The sequence below is a fragment of the Pseudoalteromonas luteoviolacea genome, from assembly GCF_018100925.1.
GTDB lineage: Bacteria > Pseudomonadota > Gammaproteobacteria > Enterobacterales > Alteromonadaceae > Pseudoalteromonas > Pseudoalteromonas obscura.
Genome location: NZ_JAGJEH010000007.1, coordinates 409,371 through 436,240 on the forward strand (window position 1 = coordinate 409,371; position 26,870 = coordinate 436,240).

The following is a 26,870-nucleotide window of genomic DNA, read 5'->3' on the forward strand; positions in this document are numbered from 1 at the left end:
ATGGTATTTTTTATTGAAGACTTACTCCCTCTTTAACATGAAAAAAATAATAACAAAGGACATCAATGAGCCCAAAAACATTAGCGGCATTCTTATTACTCTTCGTAGCACCTAGTAATGCAGCAATCACTCTCTCCATGTCTGTCAATAAAGAGTCAGTTTGTAAAGTCTATGAAGAAGCATACACCTCCAAACTATCTGCTGGCACGAGGCCTACATTCAATACCGATGAAATTCCTTCACATAGCGACGGCAGCACATATACTTCTGACGGCTCAGATGTAATCCCCATTGAATTTTCAAAACCATTCACACATGAAGAAGTAAAGTGGCTAGAGTGGCTTCCTATAACTGATTTTGATCACAGCTTTAAGTGGGGAGGTGTATCAACAAATGTTACGGCAATAGGTAGCATAAAGCCTTCATCAGGTAAGTCCCTAGTTTTCCAAGCCAATACCATCGGTTGGCGCGGGCCATTCCATAGGGTTTGGTTGATTGACGATAATAAACTGTCATCTCTCCTAAAAAGCACACCAAGCAATACTGAAGAAATTCCGATTGAAGGAACCGGGGCCAAGCTAATTTTTCCAAACTTCGAAACAAGGTCCCGTTCTAATCTGACCAATGTATTTAAATTTAAAAAAGACTTCTATACCGTAACCAATGAGCAAGTAGTTAAAGTGACAACTGGTAATCCTGAAGTTGTTTGTCAAGTTGGCTTAGAATCAGAATTCTCTTCAGCTCAGCTTAGTGCTTTAGTAAAAGCAGCCAACTCAGCATTAATGACAAAAGGAATCACGCATATTCCGATGTACTATGGCACGATGGGGAATCCACATCAATATGTTGAAGATGGATTTGAAGAAGCAACCAATAAGCCTTGGCTGATACAGGTTGCTGAAAATGGCAAATGCTTGGCGAACGATAAGATTAATAACTGCGAAAAGAACAGAAAAGTCGAAGCTGTACTGGAAAGTTTCGCAGAAATAGACCCTTGGAGCTTCAGAGAGATCAAAGCTATCCGTCATCACATTGATGGCACAAAACTAGTACTATCACAGTACTACATCGACAAATTTAAAGTTGATGAAGTAATCTCGAAAGGCATGGCAACTCAAGCGATTTACAACTTTTTAGAAAAAACAGTCCTTCTTCATCCATATATTCAAAACGAAGTAGGTAAAGTCAAAGAAGCCCCCAATTCTTACACCTTGGACGAAGACGATGGCACAATACCACGCAATTGGTTCAACAAAACTAATTTAATGTGGGCTGCACACTTTAACGACTATGATGCTGTCATGCGCTTGTTGTCGCAAGGCGAAAGCTTAGCTGATGTTACTAATACCAATGATCACTATCCTTCAATTCAGCTTCTAAATCGCTCAGCCCTAACATACGCTGCAGAAAATGGCAGCATTCCTTTAATTCAGGCCCTTATAAGCAGAGGCGCCGACACTAATATCAAAGACTCAAAAGGGAATGAGATAAAAAGTTATTTCCAAAAAAATAAGCTCTTGGACATAACATGGGAGGAATTAACAAGCTTACCAAAAGCGCCTATCAAAGCCAGTTTTGACTGTAAATTGGCGAGAAGTAAACAAGAGAAAGCAATTTGCAATAGTAAAGGGCTATCACTGTATGACCGACAACTCGGCTTGTTATACAAAAAGGTGAGAGCTTCTAAGCTCTACCCCGAAATCAAAACATTACAGCGAACTTGGCTTAAATCGTTGCGAACAGAGTGCTCAGGTTCGGGCGTTAAATTGCAAAACTGTATGAAAGAAAAGTACCGTTCTCGAATTAAATATCTTGCCAATTTACTTTAGGTAACGAGGTTGTATTTGGCTCTTTTTTGGTTTCATGAAGAGAGCTTCTTTTATTAAGCTGAATATTTCCTAACTTTCAGCCATCTTTGAACGTCCGATTTCACTTTTAAAGCATTTGATTATAGCTAAACTCATATGGCACAAATGGTGAGCCCTTTTGACTCACCATCACGCAACTTCAATTACAGTACTTCTTTACTGCACAGATCCATATTCGCTTGATCTTTTAGCTTCAAGCAATACATAGATGTCTCGTTCACTTCGATCCCATTGATCATAAAGCTTGAGAACCAACCAAAAACCAATGCCAATGCAACAAGTGCATATTTTTTATAGGGAGGGATTGTTGTCATGTTAAATACCTTACTACTTTCTTATCAGCTATCTTTGCTGACCAATAAATCTCTAAATTAGATGTCTATCATCTGAACACAGATTATCTGTGTACAAAGAACCTGTTTGTAGATAGATAAACATCCTAAAAATTAACGATATACGCGTACGTTTCTTACTTGGCCTTTAAACGGGTATGTGTTCTTTGGCGTAGAGCCTATGCTCAATGGCACATCATTTTGATTTGGTAGCACAATGCTTTTGCTACCCATTGACTGACCGTCAATGCTCAACGATAACGTGCTGCCATCTAACTGCATTTCTAGTTTGTGCCATTTGCCATCAGCAAAATTGCCTGCATTGACCCCTTTGCCATTAATACGCGCACTGATCACGCCTTCTTTGTTGACCTGAATGTAATAAGCGTTTTGCGTACCGTAATTGCCTTTAGATAACATGAAACCCGTTTTGGTCGTGCTGAAGTTTTGATATTTGAACTCCAGTTCAATTTTGCTGAATTGGTCAATGTCACCAAGCTCAACGCGCTGATCAACACCATTAAACGTGCCCCGATATTCACCGAAAACCTTGCCGTCTTGGCCGTGACCAGACAGGTCACACACACTGCCTTGAAGTGACCATGCACCAATTAGGCCTTCATCCGTTACTTTTTTCGCACAGCGACGTTGCTGCAACTGACTTGCATACAAGCTTTCAATCTCTGTTTGCTGTTGCACATAGGCCTGTGGCAGGTCAGCAAGACTTGCATCATACCTTTGCTGGCTTTCAAAACCATTGAATCCAGCACCTTTTAGGCCGACTACATAGGGCATAATTACTCGACCATATTTGCTGTCATGGCGCATAAATGCCCATTTATCAATCGCTTCATTTTGCGCTGTATTGGTCACATTCCAAAATACTAAATGCTTGAGGTGGTTAGGCTGTGCGCCGACTGAGCCGCCCATATACCCATAATTCCAGCCGCCTTTGCTGTTTTCTATCAGGTTGCTGTAGGGCATGTTTGCATGCAAATTATGAAAACGTTTTGACGAATGGGTAGAGCCAGAAATTACATTGCCAGCCGCTTTATGCGAAAAGCCAGCGGCATGCCAATGCTCAGCTTGGTCATCAATATTTTGAGCAAGTACATGCGTTGAGGCATTGATATCTAAACTAATGTGGCCCGGGTTACCGGTAAATGCGACGTCTTTTATGGTCATCGCCGCACTATTTACTACAGATACACCTTGGTTCAAGTCGATGAACTCAACGTCTCTTAACCATGCATTGGCGACTCTAGAGAAGCGAATAGCACTCCAGCCGCCGTCATGTACACCGCTTTTATGGTGTTTGAACGCTTCTTGCCAATTACCTTGAATCGTCAAGTTTTCAACACCAATATTTTGTAATAATGGCGCTTTTTTCAACCCCCAGTAGCCATCGCTTGAAACATCATGGTGGATCACCGCCGCAAACGTAACCATATTGCCTTCTAAGGCTGTTATTTGATGAAACTCCTGTGAGCGAAGACCTTTTTTGATCATGCCCCAGTTGCCGTCTAGCTTGTAAGGGGAAAGCGCTTTTGCAATTGTTTCAGGACGAGGGTCGAAACGAGACAACTGAACCCACTGACCAACCTTAAGTAAAGATGCATCACGAACCTGCACTGAGCGCGTAGACTGTCTCGGGTGACTAGAAATAACATCGGTAATAAAACGTTCGCCGCTTGGGGAGGTCACTGCTTCACGTACACCTTTTACTTTAGGATCACGATTTGAATAGTTGTAACCAATTTCAAGTAGGTATGGACTTGTCCACATTTTGTTTGGGTATACCAAATCCAAATGCTGGTCCATTTTTAAAATACTTTGCTTGCTCTCACCACGTAATACCATATTTCCGCGAGATACTTTAATGGTTGCACTATCGCGACTTATTCGACCATTTGCAGTATCGGACTTATCAATACCATCAACGTCGGACAGAGTGTTGAGGTCATAAGTCCCGTTGGGGAAATAAATGACGGCACCTTTACCTCCTTGATCAATATGCTGTTCAGCGGCGGCAATTGCATCACGCACAGCTTGTTTGTCTGAACGACCAGGCGCGACATCGGCACCAAAACCTGTGACGTCAAAAACACGGTAGCCCAGTTCATTCACTTGAGGAATTGACTGATTCGAAAATTGATATCCAGCGTAAGAGAAATTAGCAATGATCTGATCATCTGCCACTTGGCTGTGTGGATCTCTTAGATCTGACTGAGTTGATCTCGAGTCTAAATAGCTATGCCAGAAATCGCTTGCATAACTTTGAAATGGTAGCCAGCTTGTTGCAGCACATAGTGCTAACAATAAGGGCTTATTGGAAAAGTGTTTCATCTCTAACCTCAAATAACTACATTGTGTAGTGGTATTGAGTAGATCTGGCAGTCACATCCCTAATGAATATTCATAGTATTCCTAACTATGAAGCAACCCCGCTATCATGTGCTCTGCATATAGAAACAGTGCCTTTAGACCGGAAGCTTTGCGTCCTAGGCTTTCACCTAGTTTGCCAGTAACTACAGTTTGTATAAAATTCAGGTGGAATTTATAGGAAGGTTCCAAATAGGTCAAACATAAATTAGAGCTAAAATCCTAATCTGTTGTTCAATCAGGAATTATAATTTATTAAACTTTTAACACAGATAGATTATTCCCACTTAAAGGGACTGCCATCAACATCATATATGTTTATTTTCTGACACTTGCCTACGTAGAAAAGCAATGAGTGAAAGCAGCGGCCTTTTTCAGACAACTTATTGGGATATTAAAACTGCTTACTTACAATTAATTACGCCTGTGCTTATGGGCTTCATACAATGGGAAAACGGAGCGTAAATCGTGCACCTCCCAATTCAGGACAAGTATCTACCGCGATAGTGCCATGATAGCGAGAGATGATTTTGGCGCTAAAAGCTAACCCGATCCCAAAGCCTGCGCACTGTTGTCTATCCAGCCTGACAAAAGGCTTAAATACAGTCGCTCTTTTTTCTGCCTCAATCCCTAGACCGTCATCACTTATACTCACCACAACATGGTTACTTTCATGCAATACTGCGACTGTACACTTGCTATGCCCATATTTAATCGCATTATCAATGATGTTTGACACAGCCATATTCAAATATCGTAAATCGGCATTGATACATACACTCTGCGATGGCAAGTTAAGTTCAACAGATCCATGATAGGTATTGGAGATTAAGCTCGATAGCATTTGAGTCACATCCACTCGGTGTGGTTTTATTTCATCTAAGCTGTGCTGCAGCCTAGCAAAATCAAGCATATGTATGAGTAACCCTTCCATATCATCTAGTTGCTGATTTACCCGAGATTCATACTTGGCTCGCAACTGCTCATCTTGCGCTTCAACGAGCGTATCCAGCCCCATCCGTACCCGCGCTAACGGGGTCCTCAACTCATGAGATAACCCGCCTGCCAGCAACTTAATATCATCCATTAAGAGACTAATTTTACTAGCCATTTGATTAAACGATAATTCAATATCACGGATGTACCAAAGCGTACCAACCTGTAACCTGACATCAAGTTGGCCCTCTCCGAGTTTGGAAGCAGCCGTACTTAATCGCATCAAACGTCTCACAAAGGGTGCTAAAAAAATGACGATAACAATGACCAAAAGTAGATAAAAAGACAGCGTTAAAGGCAGGCGATAATCTTCTTTTTCAACTTGTTTATCATACTGGTAAATTAATATATCGTGCGTACTGGTCAATAGGTGAACCATCACGTGCTCTTGCGTCTCTAAATAAACGGGCTCTTGTCTTTTCAATTGCTCCTGTAATAGAGCCGGTAGCGGATACTCGTCCATTGCACGCGTGTACAATATGGCGTTACGTTGGTTATGCTCATCTTCAATGAAATCAGAGTCAAAATCAGGTATCTCACCTGATGCCATTAGCTTTAAAAGCGGCAAGGTGAGTGATAATTGCTCGCTCACAAAAGGCTCGCTCGTATCCTCTGACGAATATAATTTATCGAATATTTGTCCTAACAAGATACTTGCAATCAATAAAACACTCACGAGCGCAACAACAAACCGCCACATATTGTTTTTGTTCCTTTAATTTATCGACTTACCAAGTATCTTTAGCTAATTGATACCCTTTACCCCACACAGTCGCTATTTTGTAAGGTGCTTGTGTGTCGCCCAGCTTCTTGCGCAAACGAGATATACGCAAGTCGATAGTACGGTCAAATCCATCGTATTCAAAGCCGCGTAATTCCTGCACCAGATCCTGTCGTGTCACAACACTTCCAGCGCGACTAGCCAGTACCCAAAGCACATCAAACTCATTACTTGAGACTTGGATATTGTTGCCATTGAGAGTTACTTGGCGATTGTCAGAATCGACTTCAAGTGCACCAAGCACCAGTCGTTCACTTACCGCAGTTTGCGAAACAGCAGAGCGCCGCAATAGGGTTCTCATTCTCGCCTCAAGCAACCTGCCTCTTACTGGCTTGGTCAAGTAGTCATCGGCCCCCATCTCTAGACCCAATATTTCGTCAACTTCCTCATCTCTGGCTGTTAACATCAAAATCGGTATTTGCATTGACTGCCGAAGCGCTTTGCACACATCTAATCCATCCATGCCAGGTAACATGCCATCCAAAATAACCAAGTCCGGCGGTGTTTTTTTTATACCTTCGAGGCCTGCTAGCCCGTCATGATATACGGATACCTGATACTGTTTTGCTTCGAGGTAATCAGCTATCCACTGTGCCAATTCCACATCATCCTCAACCAACGCAATCTTGCACTCATTCATCCTAAATTCCTTAAAACATTCGCCATCGAACAGCTTTGCTTTTACGCTTTTTATAGATCCAAGCATATTTAACTTTGTCGCTAAATATCACTTTGTCACTGCTGTTTTTCAAACTGATCACGACATCATCAGTCATAATCAGTTCGCTTTTCCACTGACCTCGATTAGTGCCCTGCCAGCAGTGCAGCCGTTTTTCATTGGCAAATAAACAAAAATTGTCTGCATCGCTTATTTGCCAATTGACCGAAACATCAATAAAGCAATCTTGGCCTTGCTCTAGTGCAACACATTGTTGTGGTTTAACGATAAAGTTGGGGTTATTGGGCGCAGCAAGAGTTAACGTCGGGGCAAATAAAAATCCAATAAGATACTTGTTCACATCGCCCCCTAAAACACATAACTCAGAGTGATGTTGACATTGCGGCCTAGCTTACTGCGGTTAGATACATATTTTAGTGCATCAATAGAGTAGGGGCTTTTATCTATACTACTTGCATAATCTGTAAAACCGATAGAACCATCAACCACCCAGCTTTCACTGATTGGTTTAGTAAAACCGAACTTAAGTAATGTATTCACACCACCAGATGCCTCATATGGTGCCACCCGAGAAGACTTATAAGGCACGCCGTAATAGTAGTTCAACATATTACTGTTACGATATTGAAACCCGATTGAGGCGTAATAGTTCCAATTTTTAATTTGCCAAGATCTGGCAACCCAAAGAGAAGCGTAAGCACCACCATCGTATTCGCTGTTGTCCGCTTTAGGCGCTAAAATGGATTGTATTTGGTATTGGCCAAGTGCACCAGTAACGCGTAAACCAATATACCCGGTCAAATCCCTATCGTCATAATTGCCCTCAAAATATCCATAATAAGTCATGTGGGAATGTGCAGAAGAGAAGATGAGATCAAATTCCCATTCATTGGTATTGTATAGGTTGTAGCCCATAGCCCAATCAGGCTCAAACTTACTATCACTGCCTGGGACTTCAATAAACAGCCCATTTTCGAAGTAATAGTTACCATTGATATTTATCAATGGACGAGTCGCGATATTGGAAAGTAGCCCACCGCCGTATGACGCACCAAAACCTAATGACAAAAAGCCACCAGCTTCTCGTTTATTGGTAAACCCATCCCAAAAGCTAGGAGCTGTTGTCCCGTAAGCAGTAGGCAACCAGCCCAAACTCACCACAGCAAGGCAAGAAGATAGCCATTTAAAATTAGAGTACATAGCAATTTCTTATCTTTGTTATTTGCTAATTAATATATTGAAAAAATGAAAAAAATATCGTGTCGGATTATACCAAAGTGTATCAAATTGTACCTAATTACAAATTACCAAAAATAGGGAATAGCAGACATTACTGGAAAGGGGGTTTACAAGTGAGCGCTAAGATTAAATCATAGCGCTCACTTTTAGCTGTTAATGTGACTGTAGCTTATAGAGCCTCCGATAGTAATGTAGCAAGGGCTCTGTATATCCATTAGGCTGTTGCTTACCTTCAAAAACAAGTGCCAACGCAGCTTTATAAGCCAAACTATCCGCTTTTGGGTGGCCCAGTTCACACATTGCAATATAGTGAGGGTCACTGCTGTTTTGGCTATCTACCACACTGGCCATTTTAGCAAATGTTGCCAATACCTGTTCTTCACCACACACCTTATGTTCTAACCAGTTTGCAATATGCTGACTTGATATCCTCAATGTTGCTCTGTCTTCCATTAAACCCACATGAGCAATATCAGGCACTTTTGAGCAACCTACACCTTGGTTTATCCAACGTACAACATAGCCCAAAATTCCCTGAATATTATTGTCCAACTCAGCTTGAATATCTGACGTGGAAAGAGAGGTGCCGTCATGCGACAAAGGCGGTGTCAACAAATCTTCTAAACTCGCTTGTTGAAAACGAGAGATTTTGTCCTGTTGAGCCTGAACATCAACCTCGTGGTAGTGGATAGCATGTAGCGTTGCGGCTGTGGGAGAGGGAACCCACGCTGTATTTGCCCCCGCTTCTAAATGTGCTGCTTTTAAGGCCATCATTTGCGCCATATTATCTGGTTTTGGCCACATACCTTTCCCTATTTGCGCTTTACCTTTGAAGCCAGTCTCCAAACCAACCTCAACATTCTGGTGTTCATAGGCCGAGATCCATGGCTGAGATTTGATCGCTTCTTTTGGCCTAACAGCTCCGGCAAGCATAGATGTATGGATCTCATCTCCGGTGCGATCTAAAAATCCCGTATTAATGAATACAACGCGAGATCTAGCAGCGGCAATACACGCTTTTAAGTTGACAGATGTACGTCGCTCTTCATCCATGATCCCCATTTTAATTGTATTTTCCGGCAGCCCCAATGCACACTCTACAGCGCTAAATAACTCAGTTGTAAAAGCAACTTCCTCGGGGCCATGCATTTTGGGTTTTACAATATTTATACTGGCAGATTTGCTATTACGATAAGGGCTATTGCCGCTCAGGTCATGCATGGCGGCTACCGACGTCACCATGGCATCAAGTATTCCTTCAAAGATTTCTCGACCTTCAGAGTCAAGCACCGCTGGGGTTGTCATCAAATGACCCACATTGCGAACAAACATCATTGCTCTGCCACTTAAGTTAAAAACCTCGCCATCTAGTGAATTATAACTTCTGTCATTCGCTAAACATCTTTTAACTGGCTGGCCATTTTTTACAAACTCTTCAACTAAATTGCCTTTATTCAAACCGAGCCAGTTTCGATAAACCACGATTTTATCTTCAGCATCCACAGCAGCTACAGAGTCTTCGCAATCCATGATCGTCGTTAAAGCAGACTCCAAGATCACGTCTTTGATCCCCGCCTTATCAACCTTTCCAATAGGATCATCATGATCAATACAGATCTCAATATGAAGGCCATGATGTTTTACTAAGATCGCAGCAGGATTCTGCATTTGCCCACAATATCCAATCAATTGATCCGGATCTGCAAGGGTCACCTGGCGACTATCATTCAATGTCACAATTAAACGATTATTAACAATACCATAGTGGGTGCTTTCAATATGTGAACCTGCATTCAGTGGCAGTACTTTATCCAATAGTTGCCTTGCATACGCCATGACCTTAAACCCACGTACAGGGTTGTATTCTTTACCTTTTTCAGCACCTTCGTCTTCGCTTATGACGTCTGTACCATACAGGGCATCATAAAGAGAGCCCCAACGCGCATTAGCTGCATTGAGTGCAAAACGTGCATTGTTCACCGGTACCACCAATTGTGGTGCAGCGACCTGAGCTATTTCTGGCTCAGAGTGTTTAGTCACAATTTTGAAATCTGGTGGTGGTGGCAGCAGATAACCAATAGATTCCAAAAATGTCCGATATTTTTTAGCATCCCAACTGGCATTTTGCCGATGATAATCATCAATCTTAGCTTGTAAGCTATTTCGCTTTGCGAGTAAGGCACGATTTACGGGTGAGAGTGTATCGACAAGATTGGCCAAACCACCCCAAAATGATTCAGAACTAAGGGATAGACCATCGAGCAATTCTTGATTCACAAAATCAAAAAAGTCAGCATCAATAGTGAGCCCAGCGTTTGTCACAGTTGCATTCATAGCAGAGTTCCTAGTGCGAATTAATTTTGAACGGGTTATTCAAAAATAAAGCAAATTGTACAAAAACAAACCCCTTTTACCATTCACAATAAATATACTCACAATAACAACTATAAATTTAAAAAATTATAAAAGCCGTTCTAGTGTTTAATTAAGCCACAGCAACTCTCACACATAACGCTTAGGCAAAATCAGATTCATTTAGTGTACAACTCGTTCGAAGGATATTAATCATGAGCAATTACCAGTCTCAAATTGACCGCTTCACTACCTTATGCGCTACAAAAACACACAATTGGCAATCAATTAACCCTGAATATGCAAGCAGAATGCACTTACAAAATCGCTTTAAAACAGGATTAGATATCGCGAAGTACACTGCGAAAATTATGCGCGAGGATATGGCTCGTTACGATGCAGATCCCACACAATACACCCAATCACTGGGGTGTTGGCATGGCTTTACCGCTCAACAAATGATGATGGCAATTAAAAGACACCAAAAAACAACCAAAGGTGCTTATGTTTACTTGAGCGGATGGATGGTAGCAGCTTTGCGCTCTGAATTTGGCCCACTACCAGACCAAAGCATGCACGAAAAAACAGCTGTCCCTAAGCTTATTGAAGAAATATACACCTTCTTAAAACAGGCTGACGCGAGAGAATTGGATCATTTGTATAAGGCACTCGATACCGCGAAGTTAAAAGGTCAAGATACGACTCAACTTCAATTAGAAATCGATAACTTTGAAACACATATAGTGCCAATCATCGCTGATATTGATGCTGGTTTTGGCAATGAAGAAGCCACTTACTTGCTTGCAAAACAAATGATCGAAGCCGGAGCCTGCGCCATTCAAATTGAAAACCAAGTATCAGATGCGAAACAGTGCGGACACCAAGCAGGTAAAGTAACAGTACCTCATGAAGACTTCCTTGCAAAAATTAATGCTGTTCGATATGCATTTTTAGAATTAGGCATTGAAGACGGGATCATTGTAGCCCGTACAGACTCTCTCGGCGCAAGTTTGACACAAAAAATTCCGGTTTCTAAACAACCCGGAGATATAGCCAGCCAATATACCGCATTTTTAGACACCCAGCCGATTGTCGACCTTGATCAGCTTACAGATGGAGAAATGGCTATCAAGCTAGAAGGCAAGCTACAAAAGCCAGTGCGCTTAGACAATGGACTTTATCAATTTAAAGAGGGAACTGAAAAGGATAGAGTTGTATTGGACTGCGTAACAAGTTTACAAGCAGGCGCTGATTTATTATGGATTGAAACAGAAAAACCCAACGTTGACCAAATTGCTGAGCTGGTTAACCGCATCAGGGAACAAGTACCTAATGCCAAGCTGGTTTATAATAATTCGCCATCATTCAATTGGACATTAAAATTCAGGGAACAGGCATACGAAACGCTAAAGGCACAAGGCAAAGATATTTCAGTCTACCCAGATCCAACACTTGACCCTAAAGCACTTATGGCCCCAGAACTTGATACTACGGAACTTGCTCAAATCGCAGATGAAAAAGTAAAAAGCTTTCAACTTGATGGTGCAACACAAGCAGGTATCTTTCACCACCTGATCACCTTGCCAACCTATCATACTGTCGCATTGAGTACCGACATATTAGCCGAGGGCTATTTTGGTGAACTTGGTATGCTCGCATATGTAAGAGATGTTCAAAGGCAAGAAATCCGCCGTGAGCAAGCTTCAGTAAAACACCAAGATTTAGCAGGCTCTAACATTGGTGACACGCACAAAGAGTACTTTAGTGGAGACAATGCGCTGAAGGCAGGTGGTGAAGCCAATACCATGAATCAATTTTAGTATTGTAAATCCCAACTTGGGCCCATTGGGCCCTTTTTCTATTTCACGATGTACCTGCCAATATCATCATCTGAGTTTTGAGATCACGATTTTACGCACACTAATTTAAACAGATCAAAAAAATACTAGCTGAGTTATGCCAATAGAATAACCGCATTCAAATTCAGGTTAAACACTACTTTTTGGCTCAAAATGGCGTCTAGGAGTCGCATATATTGTCTAAGTTGCAACAATTACTTCTCTATGTCGCTTTAAGTAAAAGGCAGAGCACTTTTTTACTAACTAATTTAGCAGACTTGGATCCACATTTTACTAAGTATTTTTAGACACAAATCATAATTTTACTAACGCATTCTACTTCAGAACAAAATTTTACGTACTACCAAGCTGTAAACCCCCTTTACATGATCCATATTTGTCACACATTTGTTGCCTAGCATGCAAGCGTTTTGATTTAATATGAAAAAATATGAAAAAAATATTTGTCCCAGCGCTATTTACTTGCATACTTTCTACTAATTCGGCAGTTGCGAGTATTGATATTGAAGAACTTAAGCAACTTGAGAAACAAGGAAAATATCAAATCGCGTTGGACTTAATCGAGCCATGGCGTCTAGAAAATTTAAATCAAGAAAAAGCGCTAGATGTTCTCTTGATCCAAGCAGAAATTTACCGCAAACAAGGGTTGTTCAAAAAAGCGCTCTCGACACTTAATCATATAGAACAACATCACTACTTAAATACAGAACTAGTTCGTACTATAAATAATGAAAAAGGCATCAACTATAGACGCATGTCTCGCCTTGTAGAAGCAGAAGAGCACTACTACAAAGCCCTAAAAGCAGCGCAAGAACTTGAAGACAATACACTCATAGGTTTAGCTTACAGCAACTTGGGCACACTTTATGACCATAAAAGCCAAATTGCGCAAGCCATGCAGTTTCATTTAAAGGCACAAAATTACTTAAAGGGCAGTAGTAACCATAGTGTCAAAGCGAGTAACTTTTATAACTTGGGTGATATTTCCGTCAGACTGGATGATTATGAACAAGCTGAGACCTTTTTCCGCTGGGCACTCAGTGAAGACAAAAAAGATGGCAATATTGTCGCTATCGCAGACAGTGCTTTACGCCTGTCTCAAGTTTCGTATAAACAAGATCATCACCAACTTGCTATTGATAACATATATGAGGCCCTAAAATATCTAAAACAAACCAATGCCAATGAGAGCCTATCTCGTGCATACCATATGCTTGCCAGTAGTTATATGAAGCTTGATAAAGGCGATGAGGCACTTATAAATGCGCACCTTAGTTTAGATTTTGCAAAAAAGGCACAAAGCCAAATACAACTAATTTACGCACATATCAGCGTATCGCAGGCATATTTACACCTGAAACAACCCCATGTGGCAGAAAATTATATTAGAGATCTTGAGGTATTAGTCAAAGAGGAAAAAGACAGCCCTTTAACAATACATTACTACGAGGTTTCAGCTAATTTAGCAAAACAAGTTGGAGAACCAGCACTCGCGTATAGTTATATTCGTGATGCATTCAATTTGCATAAAACACACGATGAACAATTTAATAATCAAAAAGCACAAACCTATCGCAACAGTATTAGTAACTTAGTACAGCGCCAGCAGCTCGAAGTATCTGAGAAGGAAAAAGCCCTAGCACAAAGTGAATTGAAACATACCAAGTTGATGCAAAAATCTTGGCTCATTGCTGGGCTTTCTGCGCTATTTATATTTTCACTGCTTACCTACATTTATTTCATCAAGCACCGTGCAGCTAACTTAGCAGCCAAATTATATCAGCAAAATTTAAAGCAAAAAGAAAAGATGCTTGCTGATATTTCTCATGAATTACGCACACCTTTGAGTGTCTTAAAACTGCATATAGAAGCCTTAGAACACGGCTTATTCGAGGACAACAATAAGGCGTACAGTAAGATCAACGAAAAAATCTCTCAACTCAATTCTCTTATCACGGATGTATATCAGCTATCTCAGGCAGAAAATAATGCCATCGCACTGAATGAACAGACCCAATGTCTGCAAACTATGTCACAAAACTACAGCTACGATATTAAGCGCATGACGGAAAGTCATTCGCTGTCTTTTAGCAGTGAAATAAATATCCCTGAAGGCTCAACCATAACAGTCGACAAACCCAAATTAGATCGAGTCGTTGATAATTTATGTAAAAATGCTTGCCTATATACAGACAGTCCAGGGCGGGTCGTTTTTAAAATGTATCAGGACAAGAACTACTTAAATATACAACTGCAAGACTCCTCACCAACGGTCACCGATGAAGAGCTGCCAAAGTTATTTGAACGCTTGTATCGTGTAGAGAGTTCTCGAAGTAGAGCCACTGGCGGTTCAGGTCTGGGCTTGTCAATTTGCAAAAGCTTAATAGAACTCATGTCTGGAAGTATTGATATTAAACGCAGTAATTTAGGCGGACTCGATATTTCAATTGCTTTGCCACTTAAATAAGCTAGAGCTTACAAAATGCCACTTTATTCATTCAGTGGTGGAAGTATAGATAATTAATACAAAAGCATTGGATCAGAAATTGATAAGGAAATTTTCTACCCAACTGATCCGATCACCTTACACCTCCACAATACTTCATTTTTCATCCACATTACCTTGTTTTAATGAGCAGCATGAACGGGAGGAAACTACTTATGACACAGCGTACAATGAAACACAATGATTGGGTTAAAACTGTCGAGCGGAAAAGACATCAGTCAAAAGTGCGATCTAAAAAGAAGGGGGCATTGCCTTTTTGGTCTATGCTACTAGCTGGCTTTTTAATTTTAGCCTCAGCATGGAACTACTGGATGGACACGCGATCGAATGACATTGTACATGCTGAGATAAGTCATGATGCCCAAATGCGTATTGATCGCTATTTTGCTAAGCAATACATGATGGGAAGCTGGAAATTAAGCAGAGTTAGCTACAACCAAGGCGAATTAAACGTTTTTGTTCAAATACCTACGCCCTTAGCAATGAGTAGCAGTGAAATAAAAGGTTATATCAAACAATCTTTATGCCCACACCCGAAGAGCACTGTATGGAACGATGTAAAGAATAACTCACTGTATATTTACTTATATTCCGACAAGCCAAGAAATGGCGACTACGCACTGTGTACTAAATAAAAAAGGGCTTTAAGCCCTTTTTTACTGATGAAACTATTTCAATTCTAATTTTGCCTTTTCAAGCAATTCTTCTGGTAGGTCTTTAGTCACCGAAACACCCAACTCCTTAAACTCGGATGCTTGTTTAATTAAATTCCCTTTGCCAGAATAAAGCTGCCCAAGCGCTTTATCATAGGTTTCTTGTGCCTTGTCCAGCTGCTTGCCAACCCCCTCTAAACTATGTAGAAAACTATTCAACTTGTTGTAAAACTTCTCTGCACGCAAGGCCAACTCTTTACTGTGCTTACTTTGCTCTTCAAAGCGCCATAATTGTTTAACGATGTTTAAGCTTGTAAGCAGTGTGGTAGGCGTAGCTACCAATACTTTGTTTTCCAGTGCATATTGATAGATATCAGGTGAATACTTAATCGCTTCAACGAACGCGGACTCAACTGGTATAAACATAATCACCACTTCAGGAGAGTTGAGGCCAGGTAAGCGCTCATAGGACTTATCTCCTAACTCCTTTACTCGCGCTTTAACTGCAGTCACGTGTTCTTTTAAAGCTTGTTGCGCAGATATCTCATCTTGTGCATTCACATAACGTGTATAAGCATTTAATGAAGTCTTTGCATCCACAACTAAATGACGACTCTGAGGGAGGTAAACAATGACATCAGGTCGATATTTCCCTTCCGCAGTCGTAAAGCTCACTTCTCGTTTATAATCATACCCCGGTCGAAGTCCGGCGCTATCTAATACATTTTCAAGCATCAACTCGCCCCAATTTCCTTGAGTTTTGGTCTGCCCCTGCAATGCCGTAGTTAACTTGCTAGCTTGATCAGTCATAGCCTGATTGTTCGCTTGCAAGTGAAGCAACTCCGTTTTAAGCGCTGCGCGCTGTTTTAGTTCCTCACTGTGGATGGCTTCCATTTTGTCCCTAAAACCTTTAATTTCCCCCTGTACTGGGCTTAAAATCGTTTGAATTTTTTCCTGGCTATGACGAGCAAATTGCTGACTTTTTTCTTCAAATAGTTTACTTGCGACATTTTCAAACTCTTGCTTTAAGGTATTTTTGGCTTGCTCCAATTGCGAAATTTGCGCATCAAAAGCCAATTGCTTTTCAGCCAGTTTGGTTTCCATATCTGTTAACTGTAACGCCAGCTGATGCGCCCGCTCTTGCTCGTTCTGCGCTTTTGTCTGTGCTTGCTGCCACAAACCATAATACTCTTTAACCTGGGCATGCTTTTCAGCTAATCTAGCTTGATATTGCTGCGCTTCACCGTGGGTTTTTAATTGCAGCTGCTGTGCCACATTCAATTGCTCTTTCAATTCATCATGTGCGTGTTGCAGCGAATCTATCTGATTTTGTGCCATGGCCTGCAATGAGCGTGCTTTTTGCTTAGATAAATAAGAAAAAACCAACCAGCCTAAACCTGAAATGGCGGCACCAGACCCTAAAAGCACAATAGTGACTTGCCAAGGTAGCGAAGAAAAACTAGTCCAAAACATAGGGTAACCCTAACAATTAAATCTAGTTAAATCATACCTTAGAGCAGTTGATCAATCACTTACAAGTGAGGTTTATCTGTAAATATAAATAGTGTGCCAACCATTTTAATTGGCACGGAGTAGTAGGGAGGTTAGCTGTTTATATGCTGTTCATTGAACCGGTATCCTGCGCCATACACAGATTCAACTATTTTTGGAGAAATATCGATATTTTTAATTTTCTTGCGGATATTTTTTATGTGACTATCGATTACGCGATCTGATATATCAAAATTGTCAGGTTGAATATGATCCAATATTTGTTGTCGCGAAAACACTCTGTTAGGCGCATTGTAAAGCATGGCAAACACATCAAATTCAACTTTAGTTAAACTTAATGACTGTCCTTTTAAAGACACCAATAGCTGTGATTCGTTAACTTCTATATCAGGCGTGTCCGATACGACAGGCGCACTACAGCGACGTAATATCGCCTTGATACGCATTACAAGCTCGGCCGCGCTAAATGGCTTACAGACATAATCATCTGCTCCAAATTCAAGCCCTTTAAGTCTATCTGACTCAGATACCTTTGCAGTTAACATCACAATAGGTACCATTGAAAACTCTCTAATTTGTTGCATGCACACAACACCATCTTGGTTTGGTAACATGATATCCATTAGAATGGCATCTGGGCCGTTTTCTCTGACCCAACTAACCACTTCTGCACCGTCGGCTATATGCGTTATTTTAAAGCCTGAAGCCTTAAAAAAAAGCATGACTTGTTCAGCAATATCAAAATCATCTTCGACGATCAAAATGTGGTTTTTTTCTTCCATTAGTTTCTCTTACTGGCTTTTAATACTCGCAGCTGTTGCTTTATCTGTTTTTTAAGATTTGAAGAAAGCGTATCGTCAAAAAGCAGTGTCGTTAAGATACTTGCTAAATCTTCAGAGCTTGCAACTTCATTTATAAGATCATAGTCGCACAGCGATTGTGGTTCAATAAAGTTTAACTGCGAAATCGTATTTTCATAGCACAACATAATAACCCACCTTAAGTCCAATTCATTTGGTTTTGTTTTCCTATGTGTGTATTAAAGTGAAAGATTGTGGAGCAAATGTGGAACAAGGCAAGAAATGACGCGTAATACCATTACACGCCATTACAGCAGGTAAGATTTAAGTATTTAGGAGCCAAAAAAGAAAAACCAGCTCAAATGAGCTGGTTATTACAAATACGTTATGTAATTAATAGGGGGAAATCAACATGTGCTCACTGCTGTAAGTAATCTCACAATGTGCATAAAGATAGACAGCCCCTAATTTAATTAGTTCAAAAATAATTTAATTTTTTATCAACTCAAGCATTTGCGCTTCATTAAACTCACTTAGATTAACCCCTGTATCTGCAAATAAGGCATCCACCAGCGCTTGTTTATCTTTTTGCATTTGATAGACCTTCTGCTCAATGGAGTTCGCTACAATCAGCTTATAAACAAATACAGGCTTATCCTGGCCTATACGATAAGCACGGTCAGTTGCCTGATTCTCTACAGCAGGATTCCACCACGGATCAAAATGAATAACGGTATCAGCTTGAGTCAGGTTTAAACCTGTACCACCAGCTTTTAAAGAAATTAGAAACACGTCGACATCACCTTCGGTAAAACGCGCAATGGCTTTGTCTCGATGCCTTGTTTGCCCTGTTAGCATCGCAAATGGTATTTCAATCTCGTCGCATAAATTAGCAATCATATCCAGTACAGACGTAAATTGACTGAAAATAATGATTTTTCTGCCTTCTTTCAACAAGATTGGTAAGTGTGCTCCTAACCATTTAAATTTAGCACTTTGCTGATATTCTCCCTCTTTGTCTACAAGCTCTGGATGACAACAAATCTGCCTTAATTTCAACAAAGCATCCAAAAATGCTAATTTGCTACTTTCAACTCCTTGCTCTTTAAACAGGTCTATCAGACTCGTTTCAATTTGGCCTTGTACATGCTGATATAGTGACGCCTGCTCTGGCGTAAACTCAAGCTTTTTGATCAGTTCCGTTTTCGCCGGTAGCTCTCGCACCACTTCAGATTTCGTTCGACGCAATATAAATGGCGCAATCAGTGATTGTAACTCTTTTGCTCTTTTGCTATCGCGCTCTTTTTCAATTGGTTGCTGGAAGTTTTGCTTAAACTGTTGCTTAGTTCCAAGTACATCTGGCATCACAAAATCAAGTAGCGACTTAAGCTCCATAAGGTTGTTTTCTACAGGCGTACCACTCATACAAAGTTTAAATTCGGCTGATAGCTGTTTTACACACTTCGAAATTTGTGCCGTTTCGTTCTTTATGTATTGTGCTTCGTCAAGGACTATCGAATCAAACTGTAATTCGGAGTAGTGTGCTAAATCACGCTTTAACAGTGGGTAAGTCGTGATAATAAAACGAGCTTGCGCTACCTGATTAAGTTGTTTGTCACGATTACTGCCATGCACAGTAAGCACAGGCAGGTGTGGCGCAAACTTTTTAAATTCATTTTGCCAATTACCAACCAGAGAAGTCGGGCAGACAATAAGAGACGGTTTGGTCACTAATGTGTTGTGTTGAGATATGAAGTAAGCAATAACTTGAAGTGTTTTACCTAGTCCCATATCATCCGCTAAAATCCCACCAAGCTGATGACGATTCAAAAACTTTAACCAATTGACCCCTTGCAATTGATAATCTCGCAAAGTGAACCGCTCTTGACTATCACCTAACAAAGATTCATTGACATCTACGGGCTTATTTAGCTCTGCCAAATAATCTAACAATCGTGCGTCATCGGATACACTTTCTACAGCATCAAGTTCAAATAACTTCTTAGCATAAGAGAGCGGAAACTTGAATTGCGAGCTCGAAAGATAATAGCTAAAGCGAGATTTTAGTAGTAATAACTCTTCATAAATAGCTTTCGAAATAGCATAGTGCTGCTGTGCAATTTGTACATATTGAAACACGTTTGCGATGGAGTTGACTTCGTGGCTAGGCGCCTTATCCCAATCAAGCAAAATTTGTTTATCATCAAACATAACCTTGCCAATAACATGGTGCTTTTTATCTCGCTTTAGTTGCAGTGTGACCCTTGGTACCAGCACTTTTTTTGCTTGCTGAATTTCTTCAACCTGCCACATTTTGCGCTGCAAGTAAGGTCGAACTTCACAGTTGTACCAGTGATAAGAAACCTCGTCCTCGACAGGCAGTTTAAAACCGCCGCCTTGCGCCTCAAAACCTAACCCAAGTAACATTTTTTCACAGCGATTAAGCTGTTTCTCTGTGGAATACTTTTTCTTGGAATCAAACAAGGAGATCGCGAGGTGAGTATACTCCCCCTCGCTGGCCGACAGCTTGGCAACCAGTTTATCTTTGTTTATTAACCTTTCGTACCCTTGAGGAGGGGGAATTACATTGTCAGCAAAGATATCTTGAAAGCGTTTGATCACCGCCTCTATCTTGTCTTTTTGAATACTAGGCATGGTTTGTAAATGTGCAATTTCTTGCGCACTTAATTCAGATTCAATACGGCCAAGCAACATATTCTCAGTGTCTAGGTAAACAGGTGGATCTGATTTAATCAGTAACCACTGCTCTACATCTGAGAGGTGGCTGACGAGCTTAAAGCTGTCATTTTCCGCTTGCCAAAAGAAATCCAAATGTTGCATGTGACCAAACTGTAGTGGCTTGCGGCTATTTCCAAAGAAACAGCGCTTGGTGGCAGCAAGCTGTTGCAGCGCAGCAAACCCCCACTTACCAGCCAACTCAAAATGACCAGGCGTATTTTGTGAGCGAACCCAGCTAAATAAACGATAGTCACTTTCTAGAATATCCTTTGGCGGAACATGTGCATTGAGCTGCTTCTCTGTTAACACACGGCCAAGGGGGTAATGCCCATCTGGTTTATGGGGTGACATTTTTGGGTTTAATAATACTTCATTTCCGCGATGCTCAAGAACAAACAGCAACACGTTGGACGTGTTCAGCCCCGAGGATTGCTGTAGTAGTGAAAGTTCATTAAACCAGTCATTGACAAGGAAAGACTCTCCAAAACCGCCTGAGTGGTCTATTTTAAGCTTTAGTAAAACAGCGGCAATATGGCGACATTTTGGATTATGAGAGCAAGAGCATTGAGCCTCAACTGAAGGCGCACCTTTTACCTGCTCAATTTTTATATGTTGCGTAAAGGTATTGCCAAAATTACCAAGTACTTGAGCATCTATTCTCGAAAAATCCTCACTGTGCTCAAGAAAGCAAATTTGATCGTCGTTAAGGTACTCCTTGGCCTTCGCTAACATCGCAGAATTAAAATACTGCTTAAGAAAGCGGTCAGATAAGGGGAACTGAGAAGACTGTTCCTGTTTAATTTCTTCAAATAAAGCTAATAGCTGCTCTTTAGATAACTGCGAGGACATTTTTTAACAAGCAATAAAACGTAAAAGACCAGTATATGAAATTACGGTTTTGAGCTAAAGAGCCAAATGGGACTAAATCATGAAAAATTGACTGGTTGGATGTGAAAAGATATAAAAAAGGCCTAGATGATCTAGGCCGCAACATACTAATTAAAACTACTTAACAGTTTTTGCAATTGCTCTAAGCGCTTATCTGTTAATACCTTGTCGTCAATTTTGACGGTAATTGCGCCAGAATTAAGGCTTCGTTGCACTTTGATATACTGACTATCAACTAAAGCTTCAGAGCGAGTTGCTGAACTACTCTCAAATGAAGTCAGATACTTAGTTATGGCCAGTGCACGTTTTTCATCACTCATCTGGTCATCAAATAGTGACACATCTGAGATCTGTTCTAGTTTGTTCTGAAATTGTTCTGGCTGCTCCTTGCGTGCGTTGATAAGCTTTTTGGCAACCTCACGCCCTAAATGGTTTGGCGTAGGATAGAGCAAAACAACTTCACGCTGGATATGTTGAAACGCTTTTACGGCATCGGCAACAGCGGTATGAGACACACCTTCTATAGCTGCGATCTCTCTATATGAACCTTTGTTGCCACTTTCCTGCAGCCTTGCCTTGGTTTGTTCATACGCTTTACCAAGTTCCCATAAACTTGGTGCAATATACTGATCTGACGAAACAGCAAGCGCCTTCGCATCGTCGTTGGTAAAATCACTTGAAGACAAGACAACATAATCTGCACCACTTAATAAGCATGCTTTTCGTCTTCTCGATCCAGACAAAACTTGCAGCTTGCCCTCTTTTACCCAGCACAAAGCCGGATGCATATTCCTGCCATCTTCTTTTATGGCTGGTAAAATATCAGCAACAGACTTCTCATTTAGAAGTGATTGCTCACGCCGATTTTGACCAAATACAACGGTTCTGTTTTCAATGTCAGCGAATGATATTACTTCACACTTTAATTCGATTAACCGATTTGGATCGCTTGGCGATGGCATCGTTACGACGTCACCTTGACTCGCTTGCCCTAAGAGATCATCCAAGCTGCTTTTTTCAACAGGAGTAGCAAAAGGGTCTAATCGTGTATCATTTTTACGTTTTCTAGCCATTATCTAACCTGTATTTAATCTAAACTGGATTGTGTGGAAGCCCAATTTGAGCGTATTAACATTTCTAGTTCGTCGACAACATCTTTGATATTTTCTTGTGCTCTGAGTAAAGATTCTCGACTTGCCAATGAGTCCGATGTTTTTTGATCAAAGATGGTGTTAAAAGAAGATGAACTAGCAGTTATTGCAGAACTATGATTAATAGGATAACTCATTACTTGTCTGCCAAATGCAGTACGTACATCTTTAACTATATCGCGCTGAGAGTGATTTCCCTTTACATAGTTGGTCACCAAGAATTGCATAAAATCCCAGCCTTCATGACCTAGTGCTGCAACTGTATGGTAAATTTCACCGAGTCTTTTTAGATACTTATTGTTCGCATCAAAATCGACTGCTTCTGGATGTACAGGGATTAGCATAGCCGTAGAGGCCATCAGCGCGTTGTAGAACATGAAATTAAGAGATGGTGCCGTATCTATCAAAATGATATCAAACTCGTCTTTAACAGGCTCTATGACGCGTTCTTTTAGTTTATGGTAATGGCGAGTTTGCTCATAACTACTTGATTCTTTCAACTCTGTTGCAGTTTCGTGCTCAAAGTAAAAATCGTCCATACCTGACGGCAAAATACGAATATTTGGAATGTGTGTTTTTTGGAATGAATCAGCAACAAGTTGTTCCCAAGTTTCATTCTCTTCAAGTTCAATGCAATCTCTCATTAGATCACCAACGGTGATCGGATCATGCTCGCTTGAGGGGAAAAAACTTGAAGAAGATCCTTGAGGATCCAAATCAATAATACCAATGCGATATCTCTTTATATTTGTTGTGGCAAGCGCCGCCGCCAAATTGACAAGAGATGTTGTTTTACCGCAACCCCCCTTAAGACTATTTATCACAATTACTTGCAATTTATCTGAATGATCTCTGTGATCAGCATTGATCCCAAGAATTTCCGCCATAGCGAAAATATTGCTCAGAGTATATGCGTAATGGCCATTTGCGCCTTTTTGAATATGTAAATGATCAAAGTCTCCTTGATCATGACGACGTTTTAATGTTCTGTTATTAACGCCTAACAGATCCGCGGCAGCCTTTTGTGTATACGTTCGAAGTTCTTTATCCTCAGACTTAAGGTGCGCCCTGTAATGCTGAATGCGGCCCTCAAGGGATTGTTCTGCTACTTCTGCTGTTGCTTTCAACAATTTATAAGTAGAAAGTGCATTGCTATTGATAGACATACGTATATTCCTTAATTTTATGCCTAATATTATAATGTCCATCAAATAAAAGGTAAACCACTAAATTAAGAGACATCTAAAAAATATGGGATTTAAAATTTTTTTAAAGAATAAATAAGGAGTTTAGAAATGGTTAAATATATAGGTATATAAGTATAGTAGTACAGTTATTTAATCTAAGTGTTTGTTACAATTAGAGTTTTATTAAATGTGCAGATCATAAAAATACGTAGTAAAGATCAGATCTTTATTTACTGCGAGATCAAGAAAATACTAACTTAATTTCTGTATCTCCTTATAATAACAGTTTATCCACAGTGTTATAAACAAATTAGGTGCTTGAGATCAAAATTGTACTAAGCTAAAACAATGACTTATCAACAAAATGATTGATAACATCTAGATTAAGTAAATAAAGATCTGATCTATACTATGAACAGATCAGATCTTTACTAAATCAGATCGATGTTATACACAGCTCTGTATCAAAAACTGCTCTAAACAGCCTTTCTAGCGTGAATTTGACCAAAATAGTAGGGGATTTCTTACTATGTTGGTAAAAATATGATCTCTAAATATAAAGCAGTGGGTAAAATTGTGATCTCTAAAAAAACTTGAACACAGATCAGTTTTTTACTAACTTTAATTATTAACTTTTTGCCTTGAATGTGTTGTTATTAGCTGTCGAAAGAATCAGGAAGTAAAAAAATGAGCCGCAAGGTAAACATCTCTGTTGACAATCTACCAGACTCACTTAGAGGTCAAATTCATGGAGTAGAAAGTGCAATTGATAATGAAAGTTTAGCACTTTTTACTGACAACAAAGATGTGCGAATTTCATTAGAAAACACCAACCATGGCTTGAGAGCGTATTCAAACACATTTAATCACTATGATTTATGGGGGAGATTTGTACGTTCCGGACATAAAAAGCTTCCTTTAGAGGAAGCGCCCAAAAAAACGATCATAACAAGAAGAATATCAGAAAAAGTTGATGGTATTTTGTACGATGGCGAAATTAAAATTACGCCAGCTGTTGTCAGTAGCAAAAAAGATGGTGAAGAAACTGAGTTTTTAGTTTGGCCTTCAGATCGAGAAGAAAAAGTTGAAAGAGCACTCATTCGACTTGCTTCAAAAGGGAAAATTGTAAAAATAAATTTTAAGTCCGGTATTCAATATGCTGTTATTTTTTCGATGAATGAATTGGCTCAAGAGCTAAAAGCTGTTGGTCAATCAATGCCTTATCCACAGATCAAGGAGTCTTTGGAAGCTTTACAAGGCTCAAAACTTTCGTTTAAATATCGCGCAACTGATACTAAAAATAGCGATGTAGATGATTCTTTTTACGAATCTAATATGAACTTCTTATCCTCACTACATTTTAGTGGCAAGAAGGGGCAAGGTGGAAATATCAAATGTGTTGCTTGTTTAAATGCATTTGTTCATAACATGATCGATAATCTTGAGTACAAAGGTTACTATTTCAATAGTGCTCAAGAGCTAAAGCGCGGTTTATCCCGTTGGATGATGTTAAGGCTTTATCATTTGTGGCGGTACGCAGCTCCTGGTAAAACGTATCATTTCAGACTGCTATCAATAATGGAAAAGTATGGGTCTATTTATTCAACGGATGAAATTACAGACAATAAACTGAAAGCGTTGCGTAGAGATATGACTACGACAATGAAAGACTTGATAGAAAAAGGCGCTATTTCTGAATATAACATTTCGAATGTAAAAGATGATGAAACTGGTCGAATTATAGACTATGTGTATGAGATGCATCCATCTACACAATTTTGTGAAGAAATTCTAGCTTTGAATAAGCACAACAAGAGAATTGAGATTCAAGGTGGTAAAAGATTAGTAGAAACTGCTGAAATTATCGACGAAGATATTCTAGAGGCGATTGTAAAAAAGTAGATAGTTAAGCCAATTATGTTAAATTGGCTTTAAGGTTTATTTAAGTAAGCACATTACTCTAAATTTTCTAGATATATACGCTCAATTAGGTAGCTATAGTCTTTTTTTCTGACATCCTCATTTTTAGAGCTAAAATTATTTAGGCTACCTATTTTTGTTTCCTTTTGTGGATTTAATAGAATAAATGGCAGCGCTCCACTGACGTGATATCTATTTTTGGCTGTAAATCTAACGTTAACTTCTGGTGTAACACGAGTAGGCCTTTTTATCCTTAATTTAGTTTTTTCTCCTAAACTAGACAATCTAACTTTTTCTAATTCAACGATTTGCTGCCAGCTTTGTTGATCTATAACTCTAGGGTTGGAGTAACCTGATGATTTATTGAGCATTTCTAATGCAACTTTTTTTGACAGCGTGGTGGTAGAATGTTTTTTCATCCATGTAAATCTAACCGAATAGGGTATAGCATCTTCAAAGTGTATTTTTCTATAAGCTGCTAATGTAATTAAATTCGGTATTGCATTATGTACAGCTTCGAACCTGGCATCATTATTATTAATTTCAAGTACGGTATTTTTAAACTGTTCCTTAGATTTGTTTACTTCAATAAGCCTAGACTTAATTTTTCCATCTATATCATCGATAGCAATTAAACCTGGATGACGAGTTAGTATTTTACTACTCTTTTTTTGACCAACAAAAACATCTGTAAATCCACTTAAACATTTCTCGAATGCTTCGTTACCCAATATTTTAGTAACTTGAATCTCTTCAGGTGCTTTTTTTTCGTCTTCGGATTTGATTTCAGGTAATTGATAATAACTAGAGTAGCTAATCTCTTTTTCTTTTAGCTCTTCGCAAAGGAGATTGAGTTGATCAAATAAGTAATCGAAACTACTTCTCAATATTAATTTTGTAGTCATATTTTATATATGTATGATGTGTTCCTATTATTATAGCTAAAAACCCTGTTTTATTCCAATCTAAAGTATCAGAAATCGGAGTATCAGAAATCGGAGTATCAGAAATCGGAGTATCAGAAAT

At 39.8% G+C, this 26,870-nt stretch carries 19 protein-coding genes and 1 riboswitch; of the genes, 5 read left to right on the forward strand and 14 right to left on the reverse strand.

The features are described from left to right. The first annotated feature begins 65 nt into the window (after nt 1–65). Nucleotides 66–1,829, forward strand: coding sequence for an ankyrin repeat domain-containing protein (locus tag J8M00_RS17325; protein ID WP_211011783.1), 1,764 nt, complete (start codon nt 66–68; stop codon nt 1,827–1,829). A 182-nt stretch (nt 1,830–2,011) separates the two neighbouring features. Here the strand turns inward: J8M00_RS17325 and J8M00_RS17330 are convergent, their stop codons facing one another. The 7 genes from J8M00_RS17330 to J8M00_RS17360 form a co-directional block, all read right to left on the reverse strand. Next, entirely contained in the window at nt 2,012–2,182 is a 171-nt protein-coding gene (locus tag J8M00_RS17330; RefSeq protein ID WP_211011784.1) for a hypothetical protein, read from the reverse strand. 132 nt (nt 2,183–2,314) lie between these two features. Next, nucleotides 2,315–4,546 (reverse strand): DUF4955 domain-containing protein, encoded by a 2,232-nt coding sequence (locus J8M00_RS17335; RefSeq protein WP_211011785.1) that lies wholly within the window; start codon nt 4,544–4,546, stop codon nt 2,315–2,317. Nucleotides 4,547–4,634: 88 nt separating this feature from the next. Further along, nucleotides 4,635–4,733, reverse strand: a riboswitch (cyclic di-GMP riboswitch). 288 nt (nt 4,734–5,021) lie between these two features. After that, on the reverse strand, nt 5,022–6,278 hold the full coding sequence (locus J8M00_RS17340; RefSeq protein ID WP_211011786.1) for an ATP-binding protein: 1,257 nt from the start codon (nt 6,276–6,278) through the stop codon (nt 5,022–5,024). Nucleotides 6,279–6,306: 28 nt separating this feature from the next. After that, nucleotides 6,307–6,999 carry a response regulator transcription factor gene (locus tag J8M00_RS17345; RefSeq protein ID WP_211011787.1) on the reverse strand — a complete coding sequence of 231 codons (693 nt, stop codon included), beginning with the start codon at nt 6,997–6,999 and terminating at the stop codon, nt 6,307–6,309. A 10-nt stretch (nt 7,000–7,009) separates the two neighbouring features. Continuing rightward, nucleotides 7,010–7,378 (reverse strand): DUF3019 domain-containing protein, encoded by a 369-nt coding sequence (locus J8M00_RS28330; RefSeq protein WP_211011788.1) that lies wholly within the window; start codon nt 7,376–7,378, stop codon nt 7,010–7,012. 8 nt (nt 7,379–7,386) lie between these two features. Next, entirely contained in the window at nt 7,387–8,238 is an 852-nt protein-coding gene (locus J8M00_RS17355; RefSeq protein ID WP_211011789.1) for a MipA/OmpV family protein, read from the reverse strand. A 192-nt stretch (nt 8,239–8,430) separates the two neighbouring features. Then, on the reverse strand, nt 8,431–10,611 hold the full coding sequence (locus J8M00_RS17360) for a malate synthase G (RefSeq protein ID WP_211011790.1): 2,181 nt from the start codon (nt 10,609–10,611) through the stop codon (nt 8,431–8,433). A gap of 233 nt (nt 10,612–10,844) precedes the next feature. Between J8M00_RS17360 and J8M00_RS17365 the strand changes: the two genes are divergently transcribed. The 3 genes from J8M00_RS17365 to J8M00_RS17375 all read left to right on the forward strand — a co-directional run bounded on the left by J8M00_RS17365 (nt 10,845) and on the right by J8M00_RS17375 (nt 15,629). After that, entirely contained in the window at nt 10,845–12,449 is a 1,605-nt protein-coding gene (locus J8M00_RS17365; protein ID WP_211011791.1) for an isocitrate lyase, read from the forward strand. A gap of 469 nt (nt 12,450–12,918) precedes the next feature. Then, on the forward strand, nt 12,919–14,955 hold the full coding sequence (locus J8M00_RS17370) for an ATP-binding protein (protein ID WP_211011792.1): 2,037 nt from the start codon (nt 12,919–12,921) through the stop codon (nt 14,953–14,955). A 194-nt stretch (nt 14,956–15,149) separates the two neighbouring features. Continuing rightward, nucleotides 15,150–15,629 carry a hypothetical protein gene (locus tag J8M00_RS17375; protein ID WP_211011793.1) on the forward strand — a complete coding sequence of 160 codons (480 nt, stop codon included), beginning with the start codon at nt 15,150–15,152 and terminating at the stop codon, nt 15,627–15,629. A gap of 33 nt (nt 15,630–15,662) precedes the next feature. On the opposite strand, the gene rmuC is transcribed toward J8M00_RS17375, so the two are convergent. The 6 genes from rmuC to J8M00_RS17405 all read right to left on the reverse strand — a co-directional run bounded on the left by rmuC (nt 15,663) and on the right by J8M00_RS17405 (nt 23,903). Next, nucleotides 15,663–17,120, reverse strand: coding sequence for a DNA recombination protein RmuC (gene rmuC / locus J8M00_RS17380; RefSeq protein ID WP_211011794.1), 1,458 nt, complete (start codon nt 17,118–17,120; stop codon nt 15,663–15,665). Between the two features lie 131 nt (nt 17,121–17,251). Further along, a complete protein-coding gene (locus J8M00_RS17385; protein ID WP_211011795.1) occupies nt 17,252–17,941 on the reverse strand; it encodes a response regulator in 690 nt (229 codons plus the stop codon). Further along, on the reverse strand, nt 17,941–18,147 hold the full coding sequence (locus tag J8M00_RS17390; RefSeq protein WP_023400156.1) for a hypothetical protein: 207 nt from the start codon (nt 18,145–18,147) through the stop codon (nt 17,941–17,943). The genes J8M00_RS17385 and J8M00_RS17390 overlap by 1 nt, the downstream gene beginning before the upstream one ends. Before the next feature lie 301 nt (nt 18,148–18,448). Beyond that, nucleotides 18,449–21,547, reverse strand: a complete 3,099-nt coding sequence (locus J8M00_RS17395; protein ID WP_211011796.1) for a DEAD/DEAH box helicase — start codon at nt 21,545–21,547, stop codon at nt 18,449–18,451. Nucleotides 21,548–21,693: 146 nt separating this feature from the next. Further along, on the reverse strand, nt 21,694–22,659 hold the full coding sequence (locus J8M00_RS17400; protein ID WP_211011797.1) for a ParB N-terminal domain-containing protein: 966 nt from the start codon (nt 22,657–22,659) through the stop codon (nt 21,694–21,696). 14 nt (nt 22,660–22,673) lie between these two features. Further along, nucleotides 22,674–23,903, reverse strand: a complete 1,230-nt coding sequence (locus J8M00_RS17405) for an AAA family ATPase (RefSeq protein WP_211011798.1) — start codon at nt 23,901–23,903, stop codon at nt 22,674–22,676. A gap of 708 nt (nt 23,904–24,611) precedes the next feature. Here J8M00_RS17405 and J8M00_RS17410 point away from each other — a divergent pair. Next, the gene (locus tag J8M00_RS17410; RefSeq protein WP_211011799.1) at nt 24,612–25,826 is read left to right on the forward strand and encodes a replication protein A; all 1,215 of its coding nucleotides are present in this window, start codon (nt 24,612–24,614) and stop codon (nt 25,824–25,826) included. A 53-nt stretch (nt 25,827–25,879) separates the two neighbouring features. Here J8M00_RS17410 and J8M00_RS17415 read toward each other — a convergent pair whose 3' ends face one another. Further along, nucleotides 25,880–26,749 (reverse strand): DNA replication terminus site-binding protein, encoded by an 870-nt coding sequence (locus J8M00_RS17415; protein WP_211011800.1) that lies wholly within the window; start codon nt 26,747–26,749, stop codon nt 25,880–25,882. Nucleotides 26,750–26,870: the final 121 nt, after the last annotated feature.